Origin of the sequence: Streptomyces sp. BR1, assembly GCF_052373795.1 — a bacterium.
In the GTDB taxonomy this organism is placed as follows: Bacteria; Actinomycetota; Actinomycetes; order Streptomycetales; family Streptomycetaceae; genus Streptomyces.
Window position 1 is genome coordinate 6,487,393 of sequence record NZ_CM126252.1, and the last position, 25,136, is coordinate 6,512,528.

Annotated in this window: 18 protein-coding genes; 11 read left to right on the forward strand and 7 right to left on the reverse strand. The window is 71.3% G+C overall.

Features of this window, described 5'->3' with window-relative positions:
• Window positions 1-6 precede the first annotated feature (6 nt).
• The 3 genes from ACT1U9_RS28535 to ACT1U9_RS28545 form a co-directional block, all read right to left on the reverse strand.
• A complete protein-coding gene (locus tag ACT1U9_RS28535) occupies window positions 7-2,295 on the reverse strand; it encodes a glycosyl hydrolase family 18 protein (protein ID WP_444535486.1) in 2,289 nt (762 codons plus the stop codon).
• Between the two features lie 103 nt (window positions 2,296-2,398).
• Window positions 2,399-3,274 carry an alpha/beta fold hydrolase gene (locus tag ACT1U9_RS28540; protein ID WP_444535487.1) on the reverse strand — a complete coding sequence of 292 codons (876 nt, stop codon included), beginning with the start codon at window positions 3,272-3,274 and terminating at the stop codon, window positions 2,399-2,401.
• Window positions 3,267-3,860 carry a TetR/AcrR family transcriptional regulator gene (locus ACT1U9_RS28545; protein ID WP_444535488.1) on the reverse strand — a complete coding sequence of 198 codons (594 nt, stop codon included), beginning with the start codon at window positions 3,858-3,860 and terminating at the stop codon, window positions 3,267-3,269. The genes ACT1U9_RS28540 and ACT1U9_RS28545 overlap by 8 nt, the downstream gene beginning before the upstream one ends.
• 170 nt (window positions 3,861-4,030) lie before the next feature.
• Between ACT1U9_RS28545 and ACT1U9_RS28550 the strand changes: the two genes are divergently transcribed.
• The 4 genes from ACT1U9_RS28550 to ACT1U9_RS28565 all read left to right on the forward strand — a co-directional run bounded on the left by ACT1U9_RS28550 (window position 4,031) and on the right by ACT1U9_RS28565 (window position 8,489).
• A complete protein-coding gene (locus ACT1U9_RS28550; protein ID WP_444535489.1) occupies window positions 4,031-5,080 on the forward strand; it encodes a PP2C family protein-serine/threonine phosphatase in 1,050 nt (349 codons plus the stop codon).
• Between the two features lie 75 nt (window positions 5,081-5,155).
• Window positions 5,156-5,512 (forward strand): hypothetical protein, encoded by a 357-nt coding sequence (locus ACT1U9_RS28555; RefSeq protein ID WP_444535490.1) that lies wholly within the window; start codon window positions 5,156-5,158, stop codon window positions 5,510-5,512.
• A gap of 29 nt (window positions 5,513-5,541) precedes the next feature.
• Window positions 5,542-7,278, forward strand: coding sequence for a sodium/solute symporter (locus ACT1U9_RS28560; RefSeq protein WP_444535491.1), 1,737 nt, complete (start codon window positions 5,542-5,544; stop codon window positions 7,276-7,278).
• Complete coding sequence (locus ACT1U9_RS28565; RefSeq protein WP_444535492.1) at window positions 7,275-8,489, forward strand: sensor histidine kinase; 1,215 nt, start codon at window positions 7,275-7,277, stop codon at window positions 8,487-8,489. Before ACT1U9_RS28560 ends, ACT1U9_RS28565 begins: the two co-directional genes overlap by 4 nt.
• Here ACT1U9_RS28565 and ACT1U9_RS28570 read toward each other — a convergent pair.
• The gene (locus ACT1U9_RS28570) at window positions 8,486-9,019 is read right to left on the reverse strand and encodes a GNAT family N-acetyltransferase (protein ID WP_444535493.1); all 534 of its coding nucleotides are present in this window, start codon (window positions 9,017-9,019) and stop codon (window positions 8,486-8,488) included. The genes ACT1U9_RS28565 and ACT1U9_RS28570 overlap by 4 nt on opposite strands.
• A 67-nt stretch (window positions 9,020-9,086) precedes the next feature.
• Here ACT1U9_RS28570 and ACT1U9_RS28575 point away from each other — a divergent pair, with 67 nt between their 5' ends.
• The gene (locus ACT1U9_RS28575; RefSeq protein ID WP_444535494.1) at window positions 9,087-10,001 is read left to right on the forward strand and encodes an SDR family oxidoreductase; all 915 of its coding nucleotides are present in this window, start codon (window positions 9,087-9,089) and stop codon (window positions 9,999-10,001) included.
• Between the two features lie 45 nt (window positions 10,002-10,046).
• Here the strand turns inward: ACT1U9_RS28575 and mgtA are convergent, their stop codons facing one another.
• Window positions 10,047-12,785: a magnesium-translocating P-type ATPase gene (gene mgtA, locus ACT1U9_RS28580; RefSeq protein ID WP_444535495.1), complete on the reverse strand. Its 2,739-nt coding sequence runs from the start codon at window positions 12,783-12,785 to the stop codon at window positions 10,047-10,049.
• Window positions 12,786-13,236: 451 nt separating this feature from the next.
• Here mgtA and ACT1U9_RS28585 point away from each other — a divergent pair, with 451 nt between their 5' ends.
• Entirely contained in the window at window positions 13,237-14,142 is a 906-nt protein-coding gene (locus ACT1U9_RS28585; protein ID WP_444535496.1) for a phosphatidylinositol-specific phospholipase C, read from the forward strand.
• A gap of 140 nt (window positions 14,143-14,282) precedes the next feature.
• Window positions 14,283-16,346, forward strand: a complete 2,064-nt coding sequence (locus ACT1U9_RS28590) for a SpoIIE family protein phosphatase (RefSeq protein ID WP_444539274.1) — start codon at window positions 14,283-14,285, stop codon at window positions 16,344-16,346.
• Window positions 16,347-16,391: 45 nt separating this feature from the next.
• Here the strand turns inward: ACT1U9_RS28590 and ACT1U9_RS28595 are convergent, their stop codons facing one another.
• Window positions 16,392-17,999 (reverse strand): phosphodiester glycosidase family protein, encoded by a 1,608-nt coding sequence (locus tag ACT1U9_RS28595; protein WP_444535497.1) that lies wholly within the window; start codon window positions 17,997-17,999, stop codon window positions 16,392-16,394.
• A gap of 432 nt (window positions 18,000-18,431) precedes the next feature.
• On the opposite strand from ACT1U9_RS28595, the gene ACT1U9_RS28600 reads away from it, so the two are divergent.
• Window positions 18,432-20,552, forward strand: coding sequence for a SpoIIE family protein phosphatase (locus ACT1U9_RS28600; RefSeq protein ID WP_444535498.1), 2,121 nt, complete (start codon window positions 18,432-18,434; stop codon window positions 20,550-20,552).
• Here the strand turns inward: ACT1U9_RS28600 and ACT1U9_RS28605 are convergent.
• Window positions 20,539-21,552 (reverse strand): LacI family DNA-binding transcriptional regulator, encoded by a 1,014-nt coding sequence (locus ACT1U9_RS28605; protein WP_444539275.1) that lies wholly within the window; start codon window positions 21,550-21,552, stop codon window positions 20,539-20,541. The genes ACT1U9_RS28600 and ACT1U9_RS28605 overlap by 14 nt on opposite strands.
• A 395-nt stretch (window positions 21,553-21,947) precedes the next feature.
• Between ACT1U9_RS28605 and ACT1U9_RS28610 the strand changes: the two genes are divergently transcribed.
• The 3 genes from ACT1U9_RS28610 to ACT1U9_RS28620 are packed head-to-tail and all read left to right on the forward strand — an operon-like array spanning window position 21,948 to window position 25,106.
• A complete protein-coding gene (locus ACT1U9_RS28610) occupies window positions 21,948-23,234 on the forward strand; it encodes an extracellular solute-binding protein (protein ID WP_444535499.1) in 1,287 nt (428 codons plus the stop codon).
• 7 nt (window positions 23,235-23,241) lie between these two features.
• The gene (locus ACT1U9_RS28615; protein WP_444535500.1) at window positions 23,242-24,213 is read left to right on the forward strand and encodes a carbohydrate ABC transporter permease; all 972 of its coding nucleotides are present in this window, start codon (window positions 23,242-23,244) and stop codon (window positions 24,211-24,213) included.
• A complete protein-coding gene (locus ACT1U9_RS28620; RefSeq protein ID WP_444535501.1) occupies window positions 24,210-25,106 on the forward strand; it encodes a carbohydrate ABC transporter permease in 897 nt (298 codons plus the stop codon). The genes ACT1U9_RS28615 and ACT1U9_RS28620 overlap by 4 nt, the downstream gene beginning before the upstream one ends.
• Window positions 25,107-25,136 lie beyond the last annotated feature (30 nt).

The window sequence follows — 25,136 nt, forward strand, 5'->3', positions numbered from 1 at the left end:
CGAGGATCAGCCGAGACCCCCGGCCAGCGCGCTCATCAACGTGCCACCCGGAGTGTCGCCCGACATCTCCCACACCATGGCGCCCAGCAGCCCCTTGGACTTGAGATAGGCCGTCTTCTGACCGATCGACCAGGCGTCGTCGAAGGTCCACCATTGTCCGCCCGACCCGGTGTACGCGTACGTCGAGACGGACTGCTCGTCGTGGTAGACGGTGAGGCCCGGCACACCGGTGATCAGGTTGTTGTAGCCGCGCACCCCCGCCTCCTCGGGGAACTGGCCGGGCGCGGCCCCGTTGGCGGACTGCCACGCGCCGTGCGCCCCGCCGTCGGCGACGCTCTGCCAGCCGCGCCCGTAGAACGGGAACCCCACAGTGATCTTGCGGGGGTTGACCCCCGCGTCCAGATACGCGTGCACGGCCGCGTCCACGCTGAAGTGCGTGGCGTACGGGTCCTGGGCGTCGGGGTAGAGGTTCGCCTGGTGGCCGGTGCGGTTCGGCTCCCAGGAGTTGTCGCTTCCGGCGCCGTGGAAGTCGTACCCCTGCACATTGGCGAAGTCGAGTGAGGAGAAGACCTTGGTGAGGTCCCAGCCCTGCGCGATCTTGGCCGGGTCGGCCGGGGTGAACGCGGTGAGCAGCTTGTGCGAGCCGCCGACCTCGTCGAGCTGCTTGCGGAACTCGGCGAGCAGCAGGGCGAGATTGGCTTTGTCGGCCGTGGAGTAGTGGTTGCCCGCGTGGCCGTCGGGCGAGCCGGGCCACTCCCAGTCGAGGTCGATGCCGTCGAAGATCCCGGCACCGGTGGCGGGGCCGCCCGCGCCGTTGTAGACGGGCAGATTGCCCTTGATCCATACGTCCACGCAGGACGAGACGAACTTCTTGCGCGAGGCGTCGGTGGCGGCCGCGTCGGTGAAGAACTTGGAGTACGTCCAGCCGCCGAGCGAGACGACGACCTTGAGGTTCGGGTACTTGGCCTTCAGTTTCTTCAACTGGTTGAAGTTGCCCCGGAGTTTGGCGTATCCGTCGTCGGCGACCCCGTCGACGGACTGGTCGGCGCTGAACGCCCGGCCGTAGTCGGCGTCCGCGTCGCCCGCGCCGGTGCCCTGGTCGGGGTCCTGCGGATTGGCCCCGACGCCCTGGGTGACCCCGGCCAAGCAGGTCAGATTGACCGGATCGAGGTTCTCGAAGGCGTAGTTGACGACGTCCAGCTTCGCGGCCGAACCCGAGGTGTCGAGGTTCTTCACGAAGTACTGGCGCCCGTAGATGCCCCACTGCGCGAAGTAGCCGACCCTCAGATATTTTCCGCTGCCCGCCTGGTCGTCGGTGGTGACGGCGAGGGCGCCGGAAGCGGCCGACGCGTTGTCCGCCGCGTCGCGGGCCCTCACGATGAAGGTGTACGACGTGGCCGGGGTCAGCCCGCCGACGGTCGCCGCGAGCGTCGTGCCCGGGACGGTCTGGGACAGCGTGCCATCGCGATACACGTCGTACGCCACCACGCCCACGTTGTCGGTCGACGCGTCCCAGGCGAGGCTCACACTCGTCGAACTCCGGCCCGTGGAGCGCAAGTTGGTGGGCGCGGTCGGCGGGACCGGGTCGGACGCCGGGTCGGTGGTCGTCGCGCTGACCGCCGCGCTCCGCGGTCCGGTGTTGCCCCGGGTGTCCCTGGCGCGCACGGTGAAGTTGTACGCGGTGGCCGGGGTGAGCCCGGAGACGGTGGCCGAGGTGGCGCTCGCGGTGGCCACGACCGTGCCGCCGCCGTTCAGGACGTCGTACGAGGCGACCGGGTAGTCGCCCGCGGTCGCGGCGGTCCAGCCGAGCGAGACGGTGTGTGCGGTGACCGAAGTGACCGTGGGTGTGCCGGGTGCCGAGGGCGGCACATCGGGGGTGCCGTCGCACTTGTCGCCGTTGACCGTGCAGGCGGTGGGGGTGCCTATCGGGCCGCTCGCCACGAACCAGTAACTGTACGGCTCCGTCGTCGAGTTGGCCGGGACCGTGGCGTTGTAGTACGCGTTCTTCACGGTCACGTGGCGGCCGCTGACGGTCGCGTCGCCGTTGTAGTGGCCGCTGATGGTGACGCCGGTGGGGAGGTCGAACTCCAGGGTCCAGCCGGTGATGGGGGAGGCGGTGGTGTTGTGGATGATGTATGTCCCCTTCCACCAGGAGCCGTTGTCCTGGGTGGTGAAGGAGGCGGTGAGTCCGCCGGCCGCTTGTGCGGGCGTTGCGGTGAGGCCCGTGAGGACTGCGGCGGGCAGCAGTACGGCGCCGAGCAGTGCGAGGAGTCTTCGGCGCAGCGGTATGTACATGGTTCCTCCCTGGTGCCGTGGGGGATGGGGCAGGGTGGATTGCTGCGCACGGTAGAAGGTCTGGACCAATCGGTCAACGGGTTGGTCCAGACCCTTTCCGGGGTTATTCGGCTGCGGACCGTGCTTGGCTGGTCGCGCAGTTCCCCGCGCCCCTTGTAGGTGCGCCGGAACACAGCGCTTGCCGCAGCGTCTCCGCGAACCTCACTGGATGCGTGCTCAACCCGACGTGCCCGCCCGGGAATTCGACGACGTCAGTGCCGAATCGCTCGGCGAGTACCGTCGCCGGGCGGGCCAACAGCAGGCCGCGGGAGGCGATTCCGGCGGCCGGGATCAGGCGGTCGGCGTGCGTTGCCAGTGCAGTCAGGTCCGGCATATGGCCGCTGAACTGCCGCAGTTCGCGTTCCACGAACTGCGGCATGTTCGCGATCGTGCGCCGCATCCGGTCGGGGTCGGGCTCGGGTGCGCCGGGGGTGTCCGGCTCGTCGGGGGTCTCCTCGCCCGCTGCGGCGCCGAGTACGGCCATGGCCGCGCCCAGGCCGTCGCGGCGGAACGCGTCGACGACCTCGGCGAAGGCCGTGTGCCAGCGGTCAGCGTCGGGGAGCAGGCCCAGCGTCGGCGGCTCGTGGGCGACGACGCGGCGCAGCCGCTGCGGGTGTCGGGCCAGCAGGTCGAGCGCGGTGATCGCGCCCGAGCTGGTGCCGAACACGAACGCGGGCCCGCCCGGGGAGACTTCGTCGAGCAGGCGGCGCATGTCGTCGCTGTGGACCTCGACGCGCTGGTCCAGGCCCTGCTCGTGCGGCGCGCTGCGGGACTTGCCGCGCGGGTCGACGGCGACCACGGTGAACCGGTCCGCGAGGTACGCGCCCACGATGTCGAAGGTGCCGGTGTCCCCGCCGCCGCCCGGGATCATCAGGAGTACGGGACCGGTGCCGCGTATCTCGTAGTGCAGGGTCGCGTCGGGTACGCGCAGCTCAGGCATGGTCGTTTCCCCCTCCGGCCGGTGAAGGCCAGTGTTCGAGCGCGATGTGCAGCGCGGCGACGGCCCGCCGCCACGAAGTCTCCACGTCCCGCGCGTGGTTGAAGCCGCCCTGGGCGGCGATCGTGCTGAAGCCGTGGAAGGTGCTGCGCAGCAGGCGTACGGCGTCCGTGAGGTCCGGCTCGGCGAGACCGTAGCCGCGCAGCATCCCGTACGTGATCTCGGCGGTCCGGCGCAGCGCGGCCGATCCGGCGGCGGCCTCGGGGTCGATGCTGATCTGGGTCGCCGCGTACCGCCCGGGGTGCTCGACGGCGTACGCGCGGTACGCGTCGGCGAACGCGAACAGCGCGTCCTCGCCGGACCGGCCCGCCACCGCGACGGCGATCCTGTCGATCATCTCGCCGCCCGCCAGCAGCGCCACCCGGGTCCGCAGCTCCCGCACGTTCCGGACGTGTGAGTACAGGCTCGCGTCCTTGACCCCGAAGTGGCGTGCCACGGCCGACAGGGTGACCTTCTCGAAGCCGATCTCGTCGGCCAGGTCCGCGGCGGCCGCCGTGACCCGGTCGGCCGTCAGTCCCGCACGCGCCATGCGCCCGCCCCTCCGCAATGCATCGTTTCCTAGGGCTCCTAGGTTCATTCCTAATATACATAGGTATGGATGTGCGGGTCATCCGACAAGTGGTCGGGGTGATTCGGAACGCGTGTCACCGGGGACTGAGAGGGCACGGCGGCTCTCCGTACCGGGAGGGGTGAGGCGGCATGGCGCGAAGATCGGGCACGGGCGTGCTCCTGGTCCTGCCGTACGCCGTCATGGCGGTGGTCGCGTTCGTCGACGTCGCGGCCGGGCCCGGCATCGGGCTGCTCGCCCTCGTCTCGCTCGGCCCGGCCTTCGCGGGCCTGGTGGGCGGCTGGCGGCGGACGGTGGCGGTCGGTGCGGTGGCCCTGCTCGTGGGCTGTGGGCTCGGGCTGTACAACGGGCTGTTCCAGGAGCGCCGGGGCTTCGCCGCGCTCGCCTCCGTCGTCGGGGTGACCATCGCGGGCGTGGTCGCGGCCGTGATGCGTCAGCGGCGCGAGCGGGAGCTCGCCAGTGTGCGGTCCATCGCCGAGGTCGCCCAGCGGGTCCTGCTGCGCCCGGTGCCGCGCAGCGCCGGACATCTGCGGGCGGCCGTCTCGTACACCTCGGCGGTCGCCGAGGCGAGGATCGGTGGCGATCTGTACGAAGTGGTCGCGGCGCCGGAGGGCGTGCGGGTGATCATCGGGGACGTCCAGGGCAAGGGCCTGGAGGCGGTGGAGACCGCGGCCGCCGTCCTAGGCGCCTTCCGGGAGGCCGCGCACGATGAACCCGACCTCAAAGGCGTCGGCGAGCGGGTCGAGCGCGCGGCCGAACGCTCGTTGCGCGGCGAGAAGTTCGTCACCGCGCTCATCGCCGAGCTCACCCCGGAACGGGGCGCGGTGCTGCTCAACTACGGGCATCCGCTGCCGGTGCTGCTGCGCGCGGACGGCGAGGTCGGCTTCCCCGAACCGCCCCAGTACGCCCTGCCGCTGGGACTGGGGCTGCTGCCGGGCGAGGGGCCCCAGCCGCACCACGTCGACTTCGGTCCCGGCGACCAGCTCCTCCTCTACACCGACGGCGTCACCGAGGCACGCGACCGCGCGGGCGCCTTCTATCCGCTGCACCAGCGCACCCAACTGCTCGACCACCCCGACCCGGAGACCGCGCTCGCCCTGCTGCGCCAGGACCTGATGCTGCACACCGGCGGCCCGCTCCTCGACGACGCGGCCATGCTGCTCCTGCGCTACCGCGACTAGTCTCACGTTGCGCCACCGCGACTAGTCTCTGGCGGCGAGGGGACTTTTGGCGTCGGAGAGTCTGAGGGGGCAGCCGTGCCGCAGGATCCGGCGGAACGCCGTGAAGTCGTCACCGGGGTGCCCCGGCGGGCCCGCACGGCCGGCGGCTACCGTCCCCGTACCGAGATCGACGAGCAGACCACTCTCGGCCACACCTATGTGCGCTCCCTGATGCGCAGTCAACTCCTCACCGGACTCGCGGTGTTCGCCGTTCTGGTGCTGCTCGTCGGGCCGCTGCCGCTGGTGTTCGCCGCGCGGCGGGACGACCCGGGGCTGGTGTGGGGCGTGCTCGGCTTCGGCGTCTACGCGCCGCTCGTGCTGCTCGGCCGCTGGTACGTACGGCGCGCCGAGCGCAACGAGCGGGACTTCGCGCGCCTCGTCGAGGACCGCTGACCGCGCCCGGCCGCCGAGGAACGTGAGCCGTGAACCAGAACTACGCCGTACCGGCCGTGGCGCTCGTGGTCGTCGCCACCGTCCTCGTCGGCGCGCTCGGCCTGCGGGTCTCCCGCACCACCTCCGACTTCTACGTGGCCTCGCGCACGGTCGGACCCCGCCTCAACGCGGCCGCGATCAGCGGCGAATACCTCTCCGCCGCCTCGTTCCTCGGCATCGCGGGCCTCGTCCTCGTCCAGGGCCCCGACATGCTCTGGTACCCCGTCGGCTACACGGCGGGCTATCTCGTGCTCCTCGTGTTCGTCGCGGCCCCGCTGCGCCGCTCCGGCGCGTACACCCTGCCCGACTTCGCCGAGGCCCGGCTCGAATCGCGTTCCGTACGGCGGTTCGCGGCGGCCCTCGTCGTCGGCGTGGGCTGGCTCTATCTGCTGCCCCAACTCCAGGGCGCTGGGCTGACCCTGAAGGTGCTCACGGGCGCGCCGCGCTGGTTCGGCGGGGTGCTCGTCGCGGTGGTCGTCGTCGCCACCGTGGCCGCGGGCGGCATGCGCAGCGTCACCTTCGTGCAGGCCTTCCAGTACTGGCTCAAACTCACCGCGCTCCTGGTGCCCGCGCTCTTCCTGCTGCTCGCCTGGCACAGCGACGGCACCCCGCGCGTCGCGTTCGACGAGCCGCCCGCCTTCCGCGAGCAGCGGACCGTACGCGTCGACGACACCCTCGACATGCGGCTCGCCCGTCCGCTCACCGTCACCGCGACCGGCACGGTCGACGGCACCCGCCGCAGCGCCGAGCGGATCCTGCTGCCCGCCGGGACCCATCGCGTGGAGCGCGGCACCCGCCTGGTGTTCGCCACCGGAGACCCGGTCCCGACCACCGACGCGGACGCCCGGCCCGCCCACGCGCGTCCGGAGCGCCCGCTGTACGCCACGTACGGCCTGATCGTCGCCACCTTCCTCGGCACCATGGGACTGCCGCATGTGGTGGTCCGCTTCTACACCAGCCCGCACGGTGTCGCCGCCCGCCGCACCACTGTCGTCGTGCTCGGCCTGATCGGCGCCTTCTACCTGCTTCCGCCCGTCTACGGCGCACTCGGCAGGCTGTACGCGCCCGAGCTCACCCTCACCGGACAGGCCGACGCGGCCGTGCTCGTCCTGCCGCATCTGGTGATCGGCGGGGTCGGCGGGAATCTGCTCGGGGCGCTGCTGGCGGGCGGCGCGTTCGCGGCGTTCCTGTCCACCGCGTCCGGGCTGACCATGGCGGTGGCGGGCGTCCTCACCCAGGACGTGCTGCCCGCACGGGGAGTACGGCACTGGGGAGTACGCCACCGGGGAGTGCGGCACTTCCGCCTGGCCACCGTGCTCGCCGTCGCCGTACCGCTCGCGGCGAGCGGAACGGCGAAGCTGCCGGTGGCCGACGCGGTGGGCCTGGCGTTCGCAGTCTCCGCGTCCTCGTTCTGCCCGCTGCTCGTGCTCGGCATCTGGTGGCGCGGGCTCACCCCGCCGGGCGCGGTCGCCGGAATGGTCATGGGCGGCGGCTCGGCGCTGTGCGCGGTCACGGCCACCATGGCGGGACTGCCCGGCGGCGGGCCACTGCGCGCGCTGCTCGCCTGGCCCGCGCTCTGGTCGGTGCCGCTCGGCTTTCTGACGATGGTGCTCGTCTCGCTCGCCACCCCGGGCCGTATCCCGCCCGGCACGGCCGCGATACTGGCCCGCTTCCATCTGCCGGAAGCGTTGTACGGCGGCCCCGCACCCCGGGAGGCGCAGCCGTGATCGGGTTCCTGGCCGGGATGTCCGCGGCGGCGCTCCCGCTGGTCGCCGTCGGGTTCTGGGCCGGGCGGCGCACCGCGCGTCGGCCCGGGCTCGGGGACCTCGGCACCCCGGTCGAGCACGCCACCTTCCAGACCCTGCACACCGCGTCCCTGGCCGCGCCCCCGCTGCGGGCCGGGCTCACCCACGACACCGCCCGCCGGGCCGCGCGCGGCCTGCGCACCCTGCTCGGCACGGACGCGCTCTGCCTCACCGACCGCAATACCGTGCTGACCTGGGACGGGGCGGGGGAGCACCACAGCGCCGAAATTCTGGAGCGGCTCGCCCGGATCCGCGAGAGCGGCCGGGGCGAGGCGTTCCGTATCCGCTGCGACGACGACGGCTGCGCCCTGCGCTGGGCGGTCGTCGCCCCGCTCACCGTCGACGACCGCGTGCACGGCGCGCTCGTCGCCTGCGCGCCGCGCGAGTCCGCCGTGCTGGTGCGGGCGGTTGCCGAAGTCGCCCGGTGGGTCTCGGTCCAGCTGGAACTCGCCGACCTCGACCGCTCCCGCACCCGGCTGATCGAGGCCGAGATCAGGGCGCTGCGGGCGCAGATCTCCCCGCACTTCATCTTCAACTCGCTGGCCGTGATCGCCTCGTTCGTCCGCACCGATCCGGACCGGGCGCGTGAACTGCTCCTGGAATTCGCCGACTTCACCCGCTACTCGTTCCGCAGGCACGGCGACTTCACCACGCTCGCCGAGGAACTGCACGCCATCGACCAGTACCTGGCGCTGGTCCGCGCCCGGTTCGGCGAGCGCCTTTCGGTGACGCTCCAGATCGCCCCCGAGGTGCTGCCCGTGACGCTGCCGTTCCTGTGTCTGCAACCGCTCGTCGAGAACGCGGTCAAACACGGCCTGGAGGGCAGCGCCGCTCCGCAGGACCGGAGCCATATCGACATCACCGCGCGGGACGCCGGGTCCGAGGCGCTGGTCGTCATCGAGGACAACGGCGTCGGGATGGACCCCGACCGGCTGCGCCGCATCCTCGCGGGCGAGGCGGGCGCGTCCGGCGGCATCGGCCTGTCCAACGTCGACGACCGGCTGCGCCAGGTGTACGGAGACGGGCACGGCCTGGTCATCGAGACGGCGGTGGGGGCCGGAATGAAGATCACGGTCCGACTCCCCAAGTACCAGCCGGGCGTCCACCCGGCGCCGGGGCCCGGCGAGAATTAACCCTCGTACTCCGTGAGGTCGATCGAGTGCACCGCCAGGTCATGGCCGTACTCCGGGTGCGTCATCGTGCGCTCCGGGGCCATGCCGAGCTTGCGCAGCACGTTCGCGGAGGCGGTGTCGCCCACCCGGGCGACGCCGACGACCCGGTCGAGCCCCCGGTCCTGGAGCGCGAACTCCAGCGACGCGTGCGCGGCCTCCGACGCGTACCCCTGCCCCCAGAACTGCCGTCCAAGGCGCCAGCAGATGCCCGTGGTGGGCATGAGCTCGGGCAGGGAGGTGGGCAGGGTCAGACCGGTGAACCCGGCGAGCTCGCCCGAGCCGAGGAGTTCGACGGCGAAGAGCCCGAAGCCCTCCTCGTCCCACTCCTCCTCCCAGCGCTCGATGTCGTCGGCGGTCTGCTCCAGATCGCGTACCGAGCCGTCGCCGGTCCACTGCATGACAGCGGGGTCCGCGTTGATGTCGGCCATGGCGATGAGGTCGTCCTCGTCCCAGCGGCGCAGGAGCAGACGGGGGGTGTGGATCTCGGTCATGCGCCCATCCTGTCGAATACGCGCCCGGATCGGTAATCGGCGCCCGCCCGGCTGGCACACTCCGAGCGTGGACGACCGACCGGTGGGCGCGACAAACGGACGACGGCCGCTGCACGGACGGGTGGCGGTGGTGGCCGGGGCGACCCGGGGCGCCGGACGCGGCATCGCGGCCGCCCTCGGCGAGGCGGGCGCCACGGTCCTGTGCACCGGCCGCAGCAGCCGTACGAACCCGATGCCGTCCGACTACGACCGCCCCGAGACCGTCGAGGAGACCGCCGAACTCGTCACCCGACTCGGCGGCACCGGTGTGGCCGTCGCCGTCGACCACCTGGACCCGGTCCAGGTGCGGGCCCTGGCCGGGCGGATCTCCGACGAGTACGGCCGGCTCGACGTGCTGGTCAACGACATCTGGGGCGGCGAACTCCTCAAGGGCGGCCCGGCCGACTGGAACACCCCCGTCTGGGAGCACGACCTCGACGCCGGTCTGCGTCTGCTCCGGCTCGCCGTCGACACCCACCTCATCACCTCCCACCACCTGCTGCCGCTGCTGATCGGGCAGCCCGGCGGTCTGCTGGTCGAGGTGACCGACGGCACCACCGAGTACAACGCCTCCCGCTACCGGCTCTCCGTCTTCTACGACCTGGCCAAGGTCGCGGTGAACCGGCTCGCGTTCTCCCAGGGCCATGAGCTCAAGCCGTACGGGGGGACGGCCGTGGCGATCACGCCGGGCTGGCTGCGCTCGGAGATGATGCTCGACGCGTTCGGCGTCACCGAGGAGAACTGGCGCGAGGCGGCCGCCCCGCCCGGCTTCGCCCTCTCCGAGTCGCCCCGGTTCGTCGGCCGGGCCGTCGCCGCCCTGGCCGCCGACCGCCACCGCGCCCGCTGGAACCAGCGCTCGGTCACCTCCGCCGAACTCGCCCGCGAGTACGGCTTCACCGACCTCGACGGCTCACGGCCGGACGTCTGGCCGGCGGTCGAGTAGCGGAGGGCCCCCTCCGCGTAACGGAGAGGGCCCTCGACTCGCCTGCTACAGCCAGGTGTTGAACTTCCGGATGTACCACGTCTTCACCAGCTGCGTGAGCGCGCAGTACGCGAGCAGCGTGCCGAAGAGGTTCGGGAAGTAGCTCATCGGCAGGGCCGTGAAGCCCAGGCTGTCCGCCAGCGGCGAGAAGGGCAGGAAGAGCCCGGTCGCCACCGCCAGGACCGTCATCACCATCACCGGCCAGGAGGCGCGGGACTGGATGAAGGGGATCTTGCGGGTGCGGATCATGTGGACGATCAGCGTCTGCGAGAGCAGGCCCTCGACGAACCAGCCGGACTGGAACAGGCTCTGGTGCGCCTCGCTGTCGGCGCCGAACACGTTCCACATCACCAGGAACGTGGTGATGTCGAAGACCGAGCTGATCGGCCCGATCGTCACCATGAACCGGCCGATGCCCTTGGCGTCCCAGTTACGCGGCTTGCGCAGGTACTCCTCGTCCATCCGGTCCCACGGCGTGGCCAGCTGGGCGATGTCGTACACCAGGTTCTGGACCAGGAGATGGATCGCCAGCATCGGCTGGAAGGGGATGAAGGCGCTCGCCACCAGGACCGAGAAGACATTGCCGAAGTTCGACGACGCCGTCATCTTGATGTACTTGATGGTGTTGCCGAAGGTGGTGCGGCCCTGCACGACGCCCTGCTCCAGAACCGTCAGGTCCTTCTCAAGCAGGATGATGTCCGCCGACTCCTTGGCGATGTCGACGGCGGTGTCGACCGAGATGCCCACATCGGCGTCGCGCAGCGCGGCGGCGTCGTTGATGCCGTCGCCGAGGAAGCCGACCGTGTGGCCCTCCGCCTGGAGCGCGCGCACGACGCTGGCCTTCTGGACCGGGTTGACCTTCGCGAACAGCGTGGTGCGGGCGGCCAGTTCACGCAGTTCCCGATCGTCGAGCGTGTCGATGACCGAGCCGGTGACGACCTCGCCGACCTCCAGACCGACCTCGGCGCAGACCCGCGCCGCGACCAGTTCGTTGTCGCCGGTGACGACCTTCACCGCGATGCCCTTGTCGGCAAGCCCCCGCAGGGCGGCCGCCGCGTCCGCCTTCGGCGGGTCGAGGAAGGCCAGGTAGCCGATGAGGGTGAGCTCCGCCTCGTCCGCGACGCTGTACGTGTCGCGCGGCTCGGGCAGGGCGCGGGTGGCGACGGCCAGGACGCGCAGCCCCTCGCGGTTGTTGTTCTCGGCGATCCGCGTGACGTGCCAGTGCAGTTGGTCGGTGAGGGCGACGCGCTCGCCCCGGTCCATCATGTGGGTGCACAGGCCGAGCACTTCCTCGACCGCGCCCTTGGTGACCATGACGTGCTCGGGCCGGGCGTTGGTGCCGATGAGGCTGTCGGTGTCCAGGAAGCTGTTGCGGTTGAGGACCACGGACATCCGGCGCCGGGCGAAGTCGAAGGGGATCTCGTCGACCAGGGTGAACCGGGCGTCGACGACAACCTCCTCGGCCTCGTTGACGCGGTCGATGACCGCCTGGTCCATCAGGTTCTTCAGACCGGTCTGGAAGTGGGCGTTGAGATAGCCGTACTCCAGGACCTCGTTGTCGTCGTCGCCGTGCACGTCGAGGTAGCGGTCGAGGACGATCCGGTCCTCGGTGAGCGTGCCGGTCTTGTCGGTGCACAGCACGTCCATCGCGCCCAGGTTCTGGATCGCGTTGAGCCGCTTGACGACGACCTTGCGCTTGGACATCGCGACCGCGCCGCGCGCCAGGTTGGCGGAGACGACCATCGGCAGCATCTCGGGGGTGAGCCCGACGGCGACCGCGACGGCGAAGAGGAACGCCTCGTTCCAGTCGCCCTTGGTGACGCCGTTGATCGCGAACACGACCGGGACCATCACCAGCATGAAGCGGATCAGCAGAAAGCTGACCTTGCGTACGCCGTTGTCGAAGTTGGTCTGCGGCCGCTCACCGGCCAGCGAACCGGCCATCGAGCCGAAGTAGGTGTCCGCGCCGGTGGCCACGACCACACCGGTGGCGGTCCCGGAGGTCACCGACGTGCCCATCAGGCAGAGGTTGTCGGCGTCGACGGGGTCGGAAGTGGCGTGCTGGCCCTGGTCGTTCGTACGGGTGTCGGCCTTGGCGACCGGCAACGACTCGCCGGACAGGGCGGCCTGAGAGACCATCAGGTCCTTGGCCGAGATGATCCGCAGGTCGGCCGGTATGAGGTCGCCGGCCGCCAGCTTCACGATGTCACCGGGGACCACCTGGTCCATCGGCACCTCGACGGTGGTCGGCTGCGCGGCCCGACCGGCCCTGCGCTGCACGGCGGTGGTGGTGGTCACCAGCTTCTTGAGGGCGTCCGCCGCCCGGCCCGAGCGGTACTCCTGCCAGAACCGCAGCAGCCCGCTGACCCCCACCATCACGGAGAGGATGACGACACCGGGGTCCGCCGGGTCCTGCCAGTACATGACGGCCGCCAGGAACACCAGGACGGCGATGAACGGGTTCGCGTACGCCCTGGCCAGCTGGGACGCCCAGCCCGGGGTCTTCTCATGGGCGACGACATTGGCGCCGAACCGCTCCTGGCGTTCCAGGACGTCCGCGTGGCCCAGACCCGTACGGTCGGCGTCGAGGTCCTTGAGGACCCGGGCGGCGGGGTGTGCGCTGAGGGCGGCGAGCCGCGCGCCGACGGCCCGGGTGCGGGCCTCCAGCTCGGCGGCCTTGCGCTCGCGACGGCCGGGGGTGCCCCGGCCCGGCGGAGCGATCTTCTCCGGGGTAAGCATGGTCATGACGAAATCTCCCTCCGAGCATGACGGCAGGACGCATCCGTGCGGTCACATGGAGTGGTGAGGAATGAGCGTGCGTACGCGATGACATGGGCGTACTTGGGTATAGGCGCGGCGGGAGAGCGCCGCGCGCCGCAAGGGAGATGCCGAGAAAGGGCGGCTGTCAGCCCGAAGGCGTCGGAAGGTCAGCCGGTCGGCGCGGTGCGGCGAGGACTTCGGTCGGGACTCATCCCGAACACCTCCTCGGCTCGCACGGGCATGGCAAGGACGCCGGTTCCGCAGGGTGCGGATCCTTATTTGCGTCTTCACGAAAGTAGCATGGATGAAGGACGCGCCGGGACTACCGGCCGGTAATCCGTGCCGCGCGATGCCTGTCGTCCTCGGGCCGTCTGTGCTTCCATGCGACGCACTGATGTGCCGACCGAGGCCGCCGAGCGGCAGGGGGAGCGTGGGCATGGACCGGCGGGGATTTCTCAAGGGCGCGGCCGTGCTTCCGGCCGCCGGACTGCTGGCCTACGCGGGCGCCGCGCCGGCCACCGCGCGCTCTGTGAGCGTCAGTGACTGGATGGCGGGCATCAGCGGCTCGACTCCCTTGCGCCAGCTGACGATTCCGGGCACGCACGACTCGGGCGCGCGGTTCGGCGGGCTCTGGGTGAAGTGCCAGAACGCGGTCATCGCCGATCAGCTCGGCGCCGGGATCCGCTTCCTGGACGTACGCTGCCGGGTCACCGGCGACTCCTTCGCCATCCACCACGCCGCCTTCTACCAGAACCTGATGTTCGGCGATGTCCTCACCGCCTGCCGGGACTTCCTCGCGGCGCACCCCACCGAGACCGTCCTGATGCGCGTGAAGCAGGAGTACTCGACGGAGAGCGACACCGAGTTCCGCCGGATCTTCGACATCTACCTCGACCAGAAGGGCTGGCGGCCGCTGTTCCGGCTCGACTCCACCCTGCCGACGCTCGGCGAGGCCCGGGGCAAGGTCGTGCTGCTCGCCGACAACGGCGGTCTGCCGGGCGTACGTTACGGCGATCCGGCGCTCTTCGACATCCAGGACGACTACAACGCCGAGCCCTTCGGCAAGTACCCCAAGATCGAGGCCCAGTTCCGCAAGGCCGCCGACCAGCCCGGCAAGCTCTACATCAACTATGTCAGCACGGCGGCCGGACTGCCGCCCGAGTGGAACGCGGACCGGCTCAACCCGCAGGTCCGCGGCTTTCTGAACGGTTCGGCGCTCACCGGCACAACCGGCCTCGGCATCGTCCCGATGGACTTCCCGGAGGCGGCCTCGGGTCTGATCGACGCGGTGCTGCGGCACAACCCGGCACCCGCCGCCCGCTCATCGCGGCCGAACGGGTGACTGTGCCGCGCACCCGCCGCGATCGGCGTCCGGGGCGCTCCTCCGTGATGCGGAGGAAAAACCCGCGAAGATAAGCTGACGCAGTGGCTGGACGCGACCGACGGAGGATCGGGCCGGGCGAGAGGCTGGCCCTCAACCGCATGGGCAGCTTCGACTGGGACCTGGACGCCGGGACCCTGGAGTTCGACGACGCCGGTCTTGCCGTCTTCGACCTTCGGCCCGAGGAGTACGACAACCTCCCCGGGACCGTCTCCACCCGCGTCCCGCCCGAGGAGGGCGTCCGGATCGCCGCGGTGATCGACGAGGCCATGCAGACCGGGCGCTCCTCGTACGGCGCGTACTTCCAGGTGCGGCGGCGCAACGGGCACCGGCAGTGGACCCATGTGCGCGGCCGGATCCTGCGGGACGAGCGCGGGACCGCGTACCGCGTCATCGGGATCGTCCGCAACGCCTCGACCGAGCTCACCGAGTTCACCGTGATCAGCCCGCTGGAAGCGGGCCGCAGGCGTATCACCGGCATGGTCCAGGGCACCACGGAGGCCCTGTCCAAGGCGGTGACCGTCGACGATGTCGCGGCGGTGCTCACCGGCACCGGCGGAATGGAGCGCTTCGGCGCCGACGGGCTCGTCCTCGGCCTGGTCGAGGGCGGTGTGCTGAAGGTGATCGCGGCGGCCGGTGACTCGATGCAGGCGCTGGAGGAGCTGTCGCTGCACCGGCTCGACGACTCGCTGCCGCTCGCCGAGGCCGTGCTGACCGGCCAGGCCCGGTTCGTGACCTCGCTCGCGGAGCTCGGTGACACCTTCCCGCGCCTGGCCCCGTACATACAGAGCCTCGAAGTGGACGCGGCGGCGTTCCTGCCGCTGATCGCCCAGGCCCGGCCGGTCGGCGGCCTCGCCCTGTTCTTCCGGGGGCGCAGCGACTTCTCGGCCGAGGACCGCAACCTGTGCCTGGGCCTGGCGGGCATCGTCGCCCAGTCGCTCCAGCGGGCCATCCTCTTCGACCAGGAGCGCGAGTTCGCCACCGGCCTCCAGGCGTCGATGCTGCCGCGCCATGTGCCCGCGTTCACCGGCGCCGAGATCGCGGTGCGCTACCACGCGGCCTGGGGCGGCCGGGAGGTCGGCGGCGACTGGTACGACGTGATCGCGCTGCCCAGGGGCCGGGTCGGGGTCGTCGTCGGCGACGTCCAGGGCCATGACACCCACGCCGCCGCCATCATGGGCCAGCTGCGGATCGCGCTGCGCGCCTACGCCGGTGAGGGCCACCCGCCCGCGACCGTCCTCGCCCGGGCCTCGCGCTTCCTCGCCGAACTCGACACCGAACGCTTCGCGACCTGTACGTACGCGCAGGTGGACCTGGAATCCGGCGGTGTACGGGCCGTGCGCGCGGGCCACTTGGGGCCGTTCATCCGGCACACCGACGGCCGGGTCGGCCGCCCCAATCTGCGCGGCGGTCTGCCGCTCGGGCTCGCCACCGAGTTCGACGACGAGGAGTTCCCGGAGACCCGGCTCGACCTGGTGCCCGGGGAAATGCTGGTGCTGTGCACGGACGGGCTCGTCGAGGAGCCGGGTCTGGACATCACGGCCGGGATGGACGCGCTGGAGGCGGCCGTCCGGGCGGGGCCGGAGTCGCCGGACGCGCTGGCCGACCATCTCTCCGCCAGCCTCTGGGAGCGCTGGGGCACCGGCGACGACGTCGCCCTCCTCGTGTTGCGCCGGGCGCCGGACCCGGGCACCCCGCAGGCGCCCCGCATCCACCAGTACATCCACCAGGCCGACCCGGAGGGCCTGGCCGAGTCCCGGGTGGCCCTGCGCCGCGCCCTGGAGGACTGGGGCTTCGCCGAACTCGTCGACGACGTGGAACTGGCGGCCGGTGAGCTCCTCGGCAACGTCCTGCTGCACACCGAGGGCGGCGCGGTCCTCACCCTGGAGGTGCTGCCGCAGCCGGTGCGGCGCGTACGGCTGTGGGTCAAGGACCGCTCCAGCGTCCGCCCGCGCCGCCGCACCCCGGGCGAGGCGGCCACTTCCGGGCGCGGTCTGATGCTGATCGAGGCGGTGTCGTCGCGCTGGGGCGTGGAGCCCAGGGGCGACGGCAAGGCGGTGTGGTGCGAGTTCGTCCCCGAGGGCAGCAGGATCGAGGAGGGCGCCAGGATCGACCTGTTCACCGAGCCGCCCGTGGTGCCGCCGGAGGAACCCCCGGAGGACTGAAGAGCGTACGGCCCGCGCCGGAGCACGGGCCGTACGCTGGAGTGCTCAGGGCTTGATGACCCAGGCGTTGCCGAGCGAGCGCTCGCCCGAGGAGTCGGACGGGCGGTTGATGATCCCGTCGGCCGCCGTGACCATCACGCTGGAGCCGCCGCCGTCGAGGTTGAGCGCCTCGCGCGCGCCGAGCTGGTGCATCAGGTCGGCGGTCCGCGCGATGCTCAGCCCCTCGCTGTAGCCCGCCTGGCGCCCGTCGACGACCACCAGCATCAGCCGCCCGTCGCCGTCGACGCCGATCATCGAGCGCGGATTGGCGCGGTTGGTCCAGTCGTACGTGAAGGTGTGGTCGGAGCCGAACCTGATGATCCCGTCGCCCATCGCGTTGACCGACACCTTGCCCTTGCGCACCAGCGTCGGGCCGACCTGCATGATCTGGGTGTCGCGGGTGAGCGGGACGGGGCGGCCGTAGCCGTCCCTGACCCGGGTGCTGATGTCGATCTGATCGCCCACCCGCACCTTCTTGACCAGCCAGTCGGCGCTGTCGCCGATGGCCTGGACGGTGGAGCCGCCGGGCGGGACCGCCGCCCCGCGCGAGTGGTTGACCGCGGTGACCTCGCCGTGGGAGTCGACGACGACCTCGGCGCCGGTGCCGGTGGGCGGGGTGCCCCACTCGGGGGTGAACTCGATGAACTCGTTCGGGTCGGTGCACTCGAAGTCGTGCTGCGGCTTGTCGGTCGGGATGTCGTCGCTGTCCCCACCGCAGTTCCAGACGTCGCCGGGGAAGCGGTTGACGCCGTCCAGCTCCTGGATGGCGCCCCGGGACGTACGCATCGACATGTGCGCGGTGAGCGTGTCGACGCGGACCGAACGGCCGCCCTTGGTGGCGATGATGGCGCCGCGGCCCTGGGTGGCGCTGCCGAGGACCTTGCCGTCCTTGACGTAGAACCCGCCCGGCGCGTCGTTGTAGAACCACTGGCCGTTGATGCCCGCGACCGCGTGTGCCAGGGAGATCAGCTCGGTGGCGGGCTCGGTGCCGTGCAGCGTGGGCCCGAACTCGGTGCCCACGCTGCCGTGGAACTTGCGGAAGTCCACTCTTATGACGTGGACCTTCTCGGGCGCGTTGGTGTCCGTGCCGTCCTGCCCGGTGTAGCGCGTGTCGCCGACGAACCCGGCGGCCTTCACCTTCGCGAGCTCGGCGGTGGCGTCGGCGCGTTCGGCGTAGGCGCCGATGCGCACCGTCCAGCCGAGCGTGCCCGCCGCCAGGTCGGCGTAGGCGGGCGAGCGGACCTCTTCGACGCGCGGGGCGAACCCCTTCTGCCGCAGGGCGTCCGCGACCTGGTCCGCGGTGTCCTTGGGGCCGAGCTCGGTGGTGGCCTTCCCGACCGGACCGCCGGGGTCCGCGGGCAGGAAGACATGCGCGGTCCAGTAGTCGGCCGCGTTCTTCCTGCCGAAGGTGAGCGCGGTGAGCGTGACGCCGGGGCTCAGGGTCCGGGTGACCGGCGGTGCGGTCGTCGGCAGCGGCGGCAGGAACGGCTGGGCGGCGGATACGGAGGCGGGCCGAAGGACGCTGTGGGGCGTGGCCTCGGCGGCGGGCAGGGCGACCGCGGTGGTCAGGGCGACGGCGGCTGACAACGCGGCGGCGAGGGTGGTTCGGCGCATGAGGCTTCCTTCATGGGTGGGAAGGTGCGTCGAAAATTAGATGGTGTGGACATGACTTGTGCTGATACGTCACACGCTGCCCACGTGAAGTGACTCTCACTGATGGGTGAACGAGCCGGGAGGCCAGAAGTAGTGGGGTGGACGGATAGTCAACTCCGGTACGGAGAAGGGCTGCTGTGCCCCCCGCCGGGGCATTCGTCTCATCGGCCCCATCCAGGTGATCGGATGATCTGTCAGATATTTCGTCCGATTCATAACGGAGTCGGGCGGATCTTCCACGCGAAACGCCGTCCGTGTCGTCGCGCTTTCGCCCGGTCGGCTGCCGTCCGCCGCGCCGTGTCCGGCCGCCCGGCGCTCTCGCCGTGCGCGCGGGCCCCGCGAGGGGGAGCCTGGAGCAGAGGTGTCGCGGGGCCGTGGAGGAGGTGGTCGGCCATGTCCGACCGGGATGCGCCCGGCCCCCCGGCCGGTCGCGCGCCCCCGCACCAGGCGGTGCTCTCCCGGGTGCTCACCGGGATGCTCGACGACGTCCAGGCCCACTCCGGCGCCGTCTATGTGCTCGATCCCGGCGAGAACGTGCTGGTCATGAATGCGATGGCCGGGCTGCCCCGGGTCTTCGCCGCGCCCTGGGAGCGGGTCGGGCTCGCCGCCCCCATCCCGGTCGCCGACGCGGTCCGTGAGCGGCGTCTGGTGTGGGTGGGCGGCGAGGACGAGATGGCCGGGCGCTACCCCCGGATCGCCGTCGTGCTGCCCTATCCGTTCGCCCTGGCCGCCCTGCCCGTGGCGAGCGCGGAGACCGTGTACGGGGCGGTCTATGTGACCTGGCCCGGCTCGCACCCGCCCGACCTCTCCGGCCGCGAGCGCGAACGCCTCGCGGCGGCCTGCGACCGGCTGGCCGAGTACATGGAGTGGGCGGTGGCGCAGGGCCGCCCGGTGCTGCCCGGTTCCGGCGTCCGCCTCCAGGAGACCGAGCTGGGCGAGAACGTCGCCGCCGAGGCCGCACGGATGGCCGCGCGCCTCCCGTACGGGCTGTGCGCGCTCGATCTCGACGGGCGGATCGGCTACGCCAACCAGGCGGCGGGCGATCTGCTCGGCGTCCCGGCCGAGCGGCTGCTCGGGGCGACCCCCTGGACCGCGCTGCCGTGGCTCGACGACCCGATGTACGAGGACAGCTACCGGGCGGCGCTGCTCAGCCAGCGGATCACCTGGTTCGTGGCGCTGCGCCCGCCCGGCGACTGGCTCTCCTTCCGGCTCTACCCGAGCACCACGGGCCTGAGCGTGCGCATCACCCGGGCCCGCGCCGCGCCCCACCCGGGCCGCCCGCCGCGCGACTCCGGGGACGGCCCGGGGCGGCTCGTGACCATCTCGCACATCCTGAGCCTGGCCAGCGCCCTGACCGAGGCCGTCGGCGTGCAGGACGTGATCGACCTGGTGGCCGGCGAGATCATGCCGGCCGTCGGCAGCCGGACCCTGGTGATGCTGGGCTCCTCCGGCGGGCGCCTGCATGTCCTCGGCCAGCGCGGCTACGAGGACCCCTCGGTCGTCGAGCGGTTCGACGGCATGCCGCTGAGCGCCCGCACCCCGGGCACCCGCGCCCTGCTCACCGGGGTGCCCGCCTTCTTCGAGTCGCAGCGCCAGCTGGAACGCCTCTACCCCAGCCGCTACGCGACCCCCGACGGCATGGCCGCCTGGGCCTATCTGCCGCTGATCGCCTCCGGCCGCCCGGTGGGCACCTGCGTCCTGGGCTTCGCCGAGCAGCGCACGTTCTCCGCCGAGGAGCGCGCGGTGCTGACCAGCGTGGGCGGGCTCATCGCCCAGGCCCTGGAGCGGGCCCTGCTGTACGACGCCAAGCACCAGCTCGCCCACGGCCTCCAGGAAGCCCTGCTGCCGCACACCCTGCCCGAGCTGCCCGGCCTGGAGGTCGCGGCCCGCTATCTGCCGGGCACCCAGGGCATGGACATCGGCGGCGACTTCTACGACCTGCTGCCGGTCGGCACCGCGGCCGCCGCCGTCATCGGGGACGTCCAGGGCCACAACGTCACCGCGGCGGGCCTGATGGGCCAGGTGCGTACCGCTGTACGCGCCTACACCGCCGTCGGACAGAGCCCCGGCCGGGTCATGGAGTCCACCAACCGGCTCCTGGTCGACCTCGCCGCCGAGCGCTTCGCCAGCTGCATCTATCTGCACCTGGACACCGCGCGCGGGCGCGCCCTGCTCGCCCGGGCCGGGCATCCGCAGCCGCTGCTGCGGACCCCGGACGGCCGGGTGCGGGTGCTCGACCTCGCGGGCGGGCCGCTGCTCGGCATCGAGGCGGGCGCGGTCTACCCGACCACCGAGGTGCCGCTGGCGCCCGGGTCGGTCCTCGCGCTGTACACCGACGGCCTGATCGAGATCCCGGGCGTCGACCTCGACGAGTCGCTGGCCGCCGTCGCCGACCGGCTGGCCACCGTCGGAAGCCGCCCCCTGGAGGAGGTGGCCGACGCGCTCGTACGCCATGTGGCCGAGGCCCGCGAGCGCGGCGACGACGTGGCGCTGCTGCTGCTCAGGCCCCGGTGAGCGGCGGGGGAGCGGTGCTCTCGCGCTCGATCAGGCGGGGCAGCGGCATGGGCACCGACCGGGCGGCGCCGCCGTCGAGCAGCGCGGTCAACTCCCGCGCGGCCAGCCGCCCGAACGCGACGGTGTCCCGGGAGAGCGCGGTCAGCCACGGGTGGACCATGCGGCACAGCACCGAGTCCTCCCAGGACACGATCGACACATCGTGCGGCACGGAGAAGCCGAGCCCGGCCGCGACGGCCGCGCCCGCCGCCGCCATCACGTCGTTGTCGTAGACGAGCGCGGTCGGCGGCGTGTCCCCGGTGAGCACCCGGCGGGTCACGGCGGCGCCTTCCGTGTCCGAGTAGTCCGTGGTCACCGAGCGCACCCCGGTCAGGCCGCGCCGGTCGGCCTCGGCGCGCAGCGAGCGGATACGGCGGTCGGTGTGGGCCAGCGACTCCAGACCCGCGATGTGCACGATCCGCCGGTGCCCGAGGGCGTACAGCCGTCCCACGACCGCCGCCATCGCCCCGGTGTCGTCCGCGCGCACCTGGGAGAGATTCGGGTGGGCGTCGGGCAGTCCGCCGATGACGACACCGGGCAGCCCGAGCTCGTCCAGGAGCTCAGGGCGCGGGTCGTCGGTGCGCGGGTCCACCACCAGGACCCCGTCCACCCGGTGCTCGGCCCACCACCGCCGGTACACCGCGCACTCGGCCCGGACATCCTCCACCACCTGGAAGAGCAGGCCGAGTTGACGCTCCGCCAGCACTTCCTGGATGCCCGAGATCAACTGGAGGAAGAACGAGTCCACGCCGAGCGTCGCGGCCGGGCGCGCCACCACCAGCCCGACCGTCGCCGAGCCCTCGCCCGACAGCGCGCGGGCCGCCGTGCTCGGCCGCCAGCCCAGCTGCTCGGCGACCCGGCGGACGCGGTCGCGGGTGACCTCCGAGACGCCCGGCCGGTCGTTGAGCGCGAACGACACCGCGCTCTCCGACACCCCGGCCCGCTGGGCGATGTCCTTCATGGTCGGGCGGCGCGCGGGAGTGCGCCGGCCCACCGACGTGTCCTTGCCGGACGGCGGGCTGTGTGTCACCCGTGCCCCTTTCCCGGTGGATCCGGCCGTCTGCGACCGGTGAATGCCCCGGCGTACTAAAGCGCTTGAGCTCCATGACTCTAAAGCGCATTAGTAGATCGCCGCAACTGGCTTTGAGTACAACGCTGACCTGCACATACAGCATCCAACTGGGGCTGCCTATTGACTTTTTGAAGATTCGCACCGCAAAGTCTGCCGATGTGAGCGGCCGGTGCCGTGCCTTTACGGGGGGCGCCCCCCGACCCCCGGTGCCGGCCCGGTCGCTCATGCCCGCACCGCTGGTCCGAGCACTCGCATGTCTGGTCCGAGCAAAGGAGCCGTACACCGTGCGCATCTCCCGCAGGGCAGTCGCCGCTGCCGCCGTCCTCGCCACCGTCCTGCCGCTGAGCGCCTGCTCCAGCGACTCCGACTCCGGTTCGTCCGACGCGTCCGGCAAGGTCGAAGGGAAGATCACCTTCCAGACCTGGAACCTCCAGGCCAACTTCAAGGACTACTTCAACGGTGTGATCGCGGACTTCCGCAAGAAGTACCCCGGCACGGAGGTCAAGTGGGTCGACCGGCCCGCGGACGGATACCCCGACAAGCTCAGCGCCGACGCGGCCGGCGGCACGCTGCCCGACGTCGTCAACGTCTCGCCGGACCTGGTGGCCCCGCTCGCCAAGGCCGGTCTCGCGCTCGACCTCGACAAGGCCGCCGCCGACTACCGCAAGGAGTATCTGCCCGGCGCCTGGCAGAGCCACCAGGTGCCCGGCTTGGAGGGCACGTACGCCTTCCCCTGGTATCTGAACACCGGCCCGCTCTTCTACAACAAGCGGCTCTTCAAGGACGCCGGTCTGGACGCCGACGAACCGCCGAAGACGTACGACGAGGTCTTCGCGGCCGGGATGAAGATGGCGCAGCAGAGCAACGGCAAGATCGCCACCTTCGCCAACGTCCCGACCATCGAGGACTTCGGCCGCTACGGCGTGGAGCTGATGAACAAGACGGGTGACGGCTTCGCGTTCAACGATGCCAAGGGGGTCGAACTCCTCACCCACTACAAGGAGTTGTACGACGCCAAGGCGCTCGACTCGCAGGCGCTGACCGCGACCCCCGAGTCGTCCGGGCACAAGTTCCTCACCGAGTCGGTCGCCCTGAACCCGGGCAGCGCGCTCGACCTCGCCAACTTCAAGAAGCAGGCCCCGACGCTCTACAAGAACATCGGGATCACCGACCAGATCAGCAGCACCGGCAAGGCCAACATGTACGTCATGGGCGTCATGGTCAACGCCAAGTCCAAGGAGAAGCCCGCCGCCGTCGCCTTCGCCCACTTCGTCACCGACGCGACCCGGCAGATGGGGTTCGCCAAGAAGGTCGCCATCTTCCCCAGCACCGCGGGCTCGCTCGACGACCCGTACTTCACCAAGGAGGACGGCACCGACGAGACGCGGGTGCGGATCGCCGCCGCCAAGTCCCTGAAGACGGCGGTCAATTACACGCCGGTGCTGTTCAGCGACCAGATGAAGACCGCGCTGCGCAACGAGGTGGCCAAGGCGCTCCAGGGCAAGGAGAGCCCCAAAGAAGCGCTTGACAACGCTGTCAAGGCCTGCGACCGGCTGCTGAAGCAGAGCTGAGCCGTTCATGAAGAGCCCCACCGCCTCCGAGGCGAACCCGTCCGGCCCGCTCGTGGCGGGCCCGGCAGCCGTACGTCTTCGCTCCGGCGCCCGCCGGCCCGGCCGCTCCATCCGGCGCCATCTCCCCACCAGCCCCTGGCTGTTCGCGGCGCCCGGCCTCGTGATCGTCGGCGTGTTCAGCCTGTACCCGTTCATCAGCACCGTCGCCAACGCCTTCACCGACCGCCGCACCCTGGTGCCCGGCCACTACGTCGGCCTCGCCAACTTCCGTGAGCTGTGGCACGACGACATGTTCTGGACGGGCCTGCGCAACAGCACGCTGTACGTCCTCGGCGTCGTCCCGGCCCTCGTCGTCCTGCCGCTGCTCCTGGCGCTGCTCGTCCAGCGGCAGATCCCCGGGATCATCTTCTTCCGGGCGGCGTTCTTCACCCCGGTCGTGGCGTCCATCGTCGTGGTCGGCCTGATCTGGGTGTGGATGCTGGACGACCGGGGGCTGATCAACTCGGTCCTGGAGGCGGTGGGCGTCGGCAAGGTCGGCTTCCTCAGCGACCAGTGGCTGCTGCTGTGCAGCGCGATGGCCGTCACGGTCTGGAAGGGCCTCGGCTACTACATGATCATTTACTTGGCCGCGCTGGCCAATGTGCCGCGCGAGCTGCACGAGGCCGCCGCGGTCGACGGGGCCGGGGCCGTACGGCGGTTCTTCACCGTCACCGTCCCGGCCGTCCGCTCGACCATGGTCCTGGTCGCCGCGCTCTCCTCGGTCTCCGCCTTCAAGGTGTTCTCCGAGGTCTATCTGATCGCCGGTCCCACGGGTGGACCGGCGGGCGAGGACACCACCCTGGTGATGCTGGTGCAGCGTGTCGGCACCGGCCTCACCGGCCGGGTCGGCTACGCCTCGGCCATCTCCGTCGTCGTCTTCGTCGTCACCGTCGTCCTGATGCTGCTCGTGCTGCGCGCGGACCGGAAGGAGGGGGCGTGAGCACTCCTTCCGACACCGGGAACCGGACCAGGGCGCCGCGCAAGGGTGTCACCGACGCCGAGGGGCGGCGGATCCCCGTCTGGCAGCTCGTAGTGCGTTACGTCCTGCTCCTCGCGGTCCTCGCGCTCACCGTGGGCCCGTTCCTGTGGGAGCTGTCCACCTCGCTCAAGGGCCCGCACGAGGACATCTTCAGCTCCCCGCCGAAGTTCCTGCCCGGGCAGCCCACTCTCCACAACTACGCGCGCGTGGCCGACACCATCCCGGTCTGGGACTACGCGCTGAACTCGCTGAAAGTCGCCTCGGCCAATGTGGTCACCAACTGCGTCGGCGCCTCGCTCGCGGGATACGCGCTGGCCAGGATGCGCTTCCGGGGCCGCCGCGCGGCCACCCTCGCCTTCATCCTGGCGATGCTGGTCCCCGTCGAGGGCATCATCATCGCCCAGTTCACCACCATGCGGGACCTCGGCCTCAACAACACCCTGATCGCGGTGCTGCTGCCGGGCTCCATCGGCGCCATGAACGTCCTGCTGATGCGCAACGCCTTCCTCAACCTCCCGTACGAGGTGGAGGAAGCGGCGTACGTCGACGGCGCCAACGCGTGGCAGCGGTATCTGCTGATCGCGCTGCCCGCCGTCAAGGGCACCCTCGCCGTGGTCGCCATCTTCGCTTTCATGGGCGCCTGGGACGACTTCCTGTGGCCGCTCATCGTCCTCAGCGACCCGGACCGCTTCACCCTGACCATCGGCCTGAACTATCTGCACGGCACCTTCGCCAACGACGAACGGCTGGTCGCGGCGGGCACGGTCATCGCGGTGGCCCCGCTCATCGTGCTCTTCGCCGCCTTGCAGCGTTACTTCTTCCGCGGTGTCGGCGAGGGCGCCGTCAAGGGCTGAGCACTCCGCCGCCAGGTCCCACCGCACGCC

Bases quoted from the DNA above. Each gene is read 5' to 3' on its own strand.
- ACT1U9_RS28535 (WP_444535486.1), bottom strand. From the start codon at position 2,295: ATGTACATACCGCTGCGCCGAAGACTCCTCGCACTGCTCGGCGCCGTA.
- ACT1U9_RS28540 (WP_444535487.1), bottom strand. From the start codon at position 3,274: ATGCCTGAGCTGCGCGTACCCGACGCGACCCTGCACTACGAGATACGC.
- ACT1U9_RS28545 (WP_444535488.1), bottom strand. From the start codon at position 3,860: ATGGCGCGTGCGGGACTGACGGCCGACCGGGTCACGGCGGCCGCCGCG.
- ACT1U9_RS28550 (WP_444535489.1), top strand. From the start codon at position 4,031: ATGGCGCGAAGATCGGGCACGGGCGTGCTCCTGGTCCTGCCGTACGCC.
- ACT1U9_RS28570 (WP_444535493.1), bottom strand. From the start codon at position 9,019: ATGACCGAGATCCACACCCCCCGTCTGCTCCTGCGCCGCTGGGACGAG.
- mgtA (WP_444535495.1), bottom strand. From the start codon at position 12,785: ATGACCATGCTTACCCCGGAGAAGATCGCTCCGCCGGGCCGGGGCACC.
- ACT1U9_RS28585 (WP_444535496.1), top strand. From the start codon at position 13,237: ATGGACCGGCGGGGATTTCTCAAGGGCGCGGCCGTGCTTCCGGCCGCC.
- ACT1U9_RS28590 (WP_444539274.1), top strand. From the start codon at position 14,283: ATGGGCAGCTTCGACTGGGACCTGGACGCCGGGACCCTGGAGTTCGAC.
- ACT1U9_RS28595 (WP_444535497.1), bottom strand. From the start codon at position 17,999: ATGCGCCGAACCACCCTCGCCGCCGCGTTGTCAGCCGCCGTCGCCCTG.
- ACT1U9_RS28600 (WP_444535498.1), top strand. From the start codon at position 18,432: ATGTCCGACCGGGATGCGCCCGGCCCCCCGGCCGGTCGCGCGCCCCCG.
- ACT1U9_RS28605 (WP_444539275.1), bottom strand. From the start codon at position 21,552: ATGAAGGACATCGCCCAGCGGGCCGGGGTGTCGGAGAGCGCGGTGTCG.
- ACT1U9_RS28615 (WP_444535500.1), top strand. From the start codon at position 23,242: ATGAAGAGCCCCACCGCCTCCGAGGCGAACCCGTCCGGCCCGCTCGTG.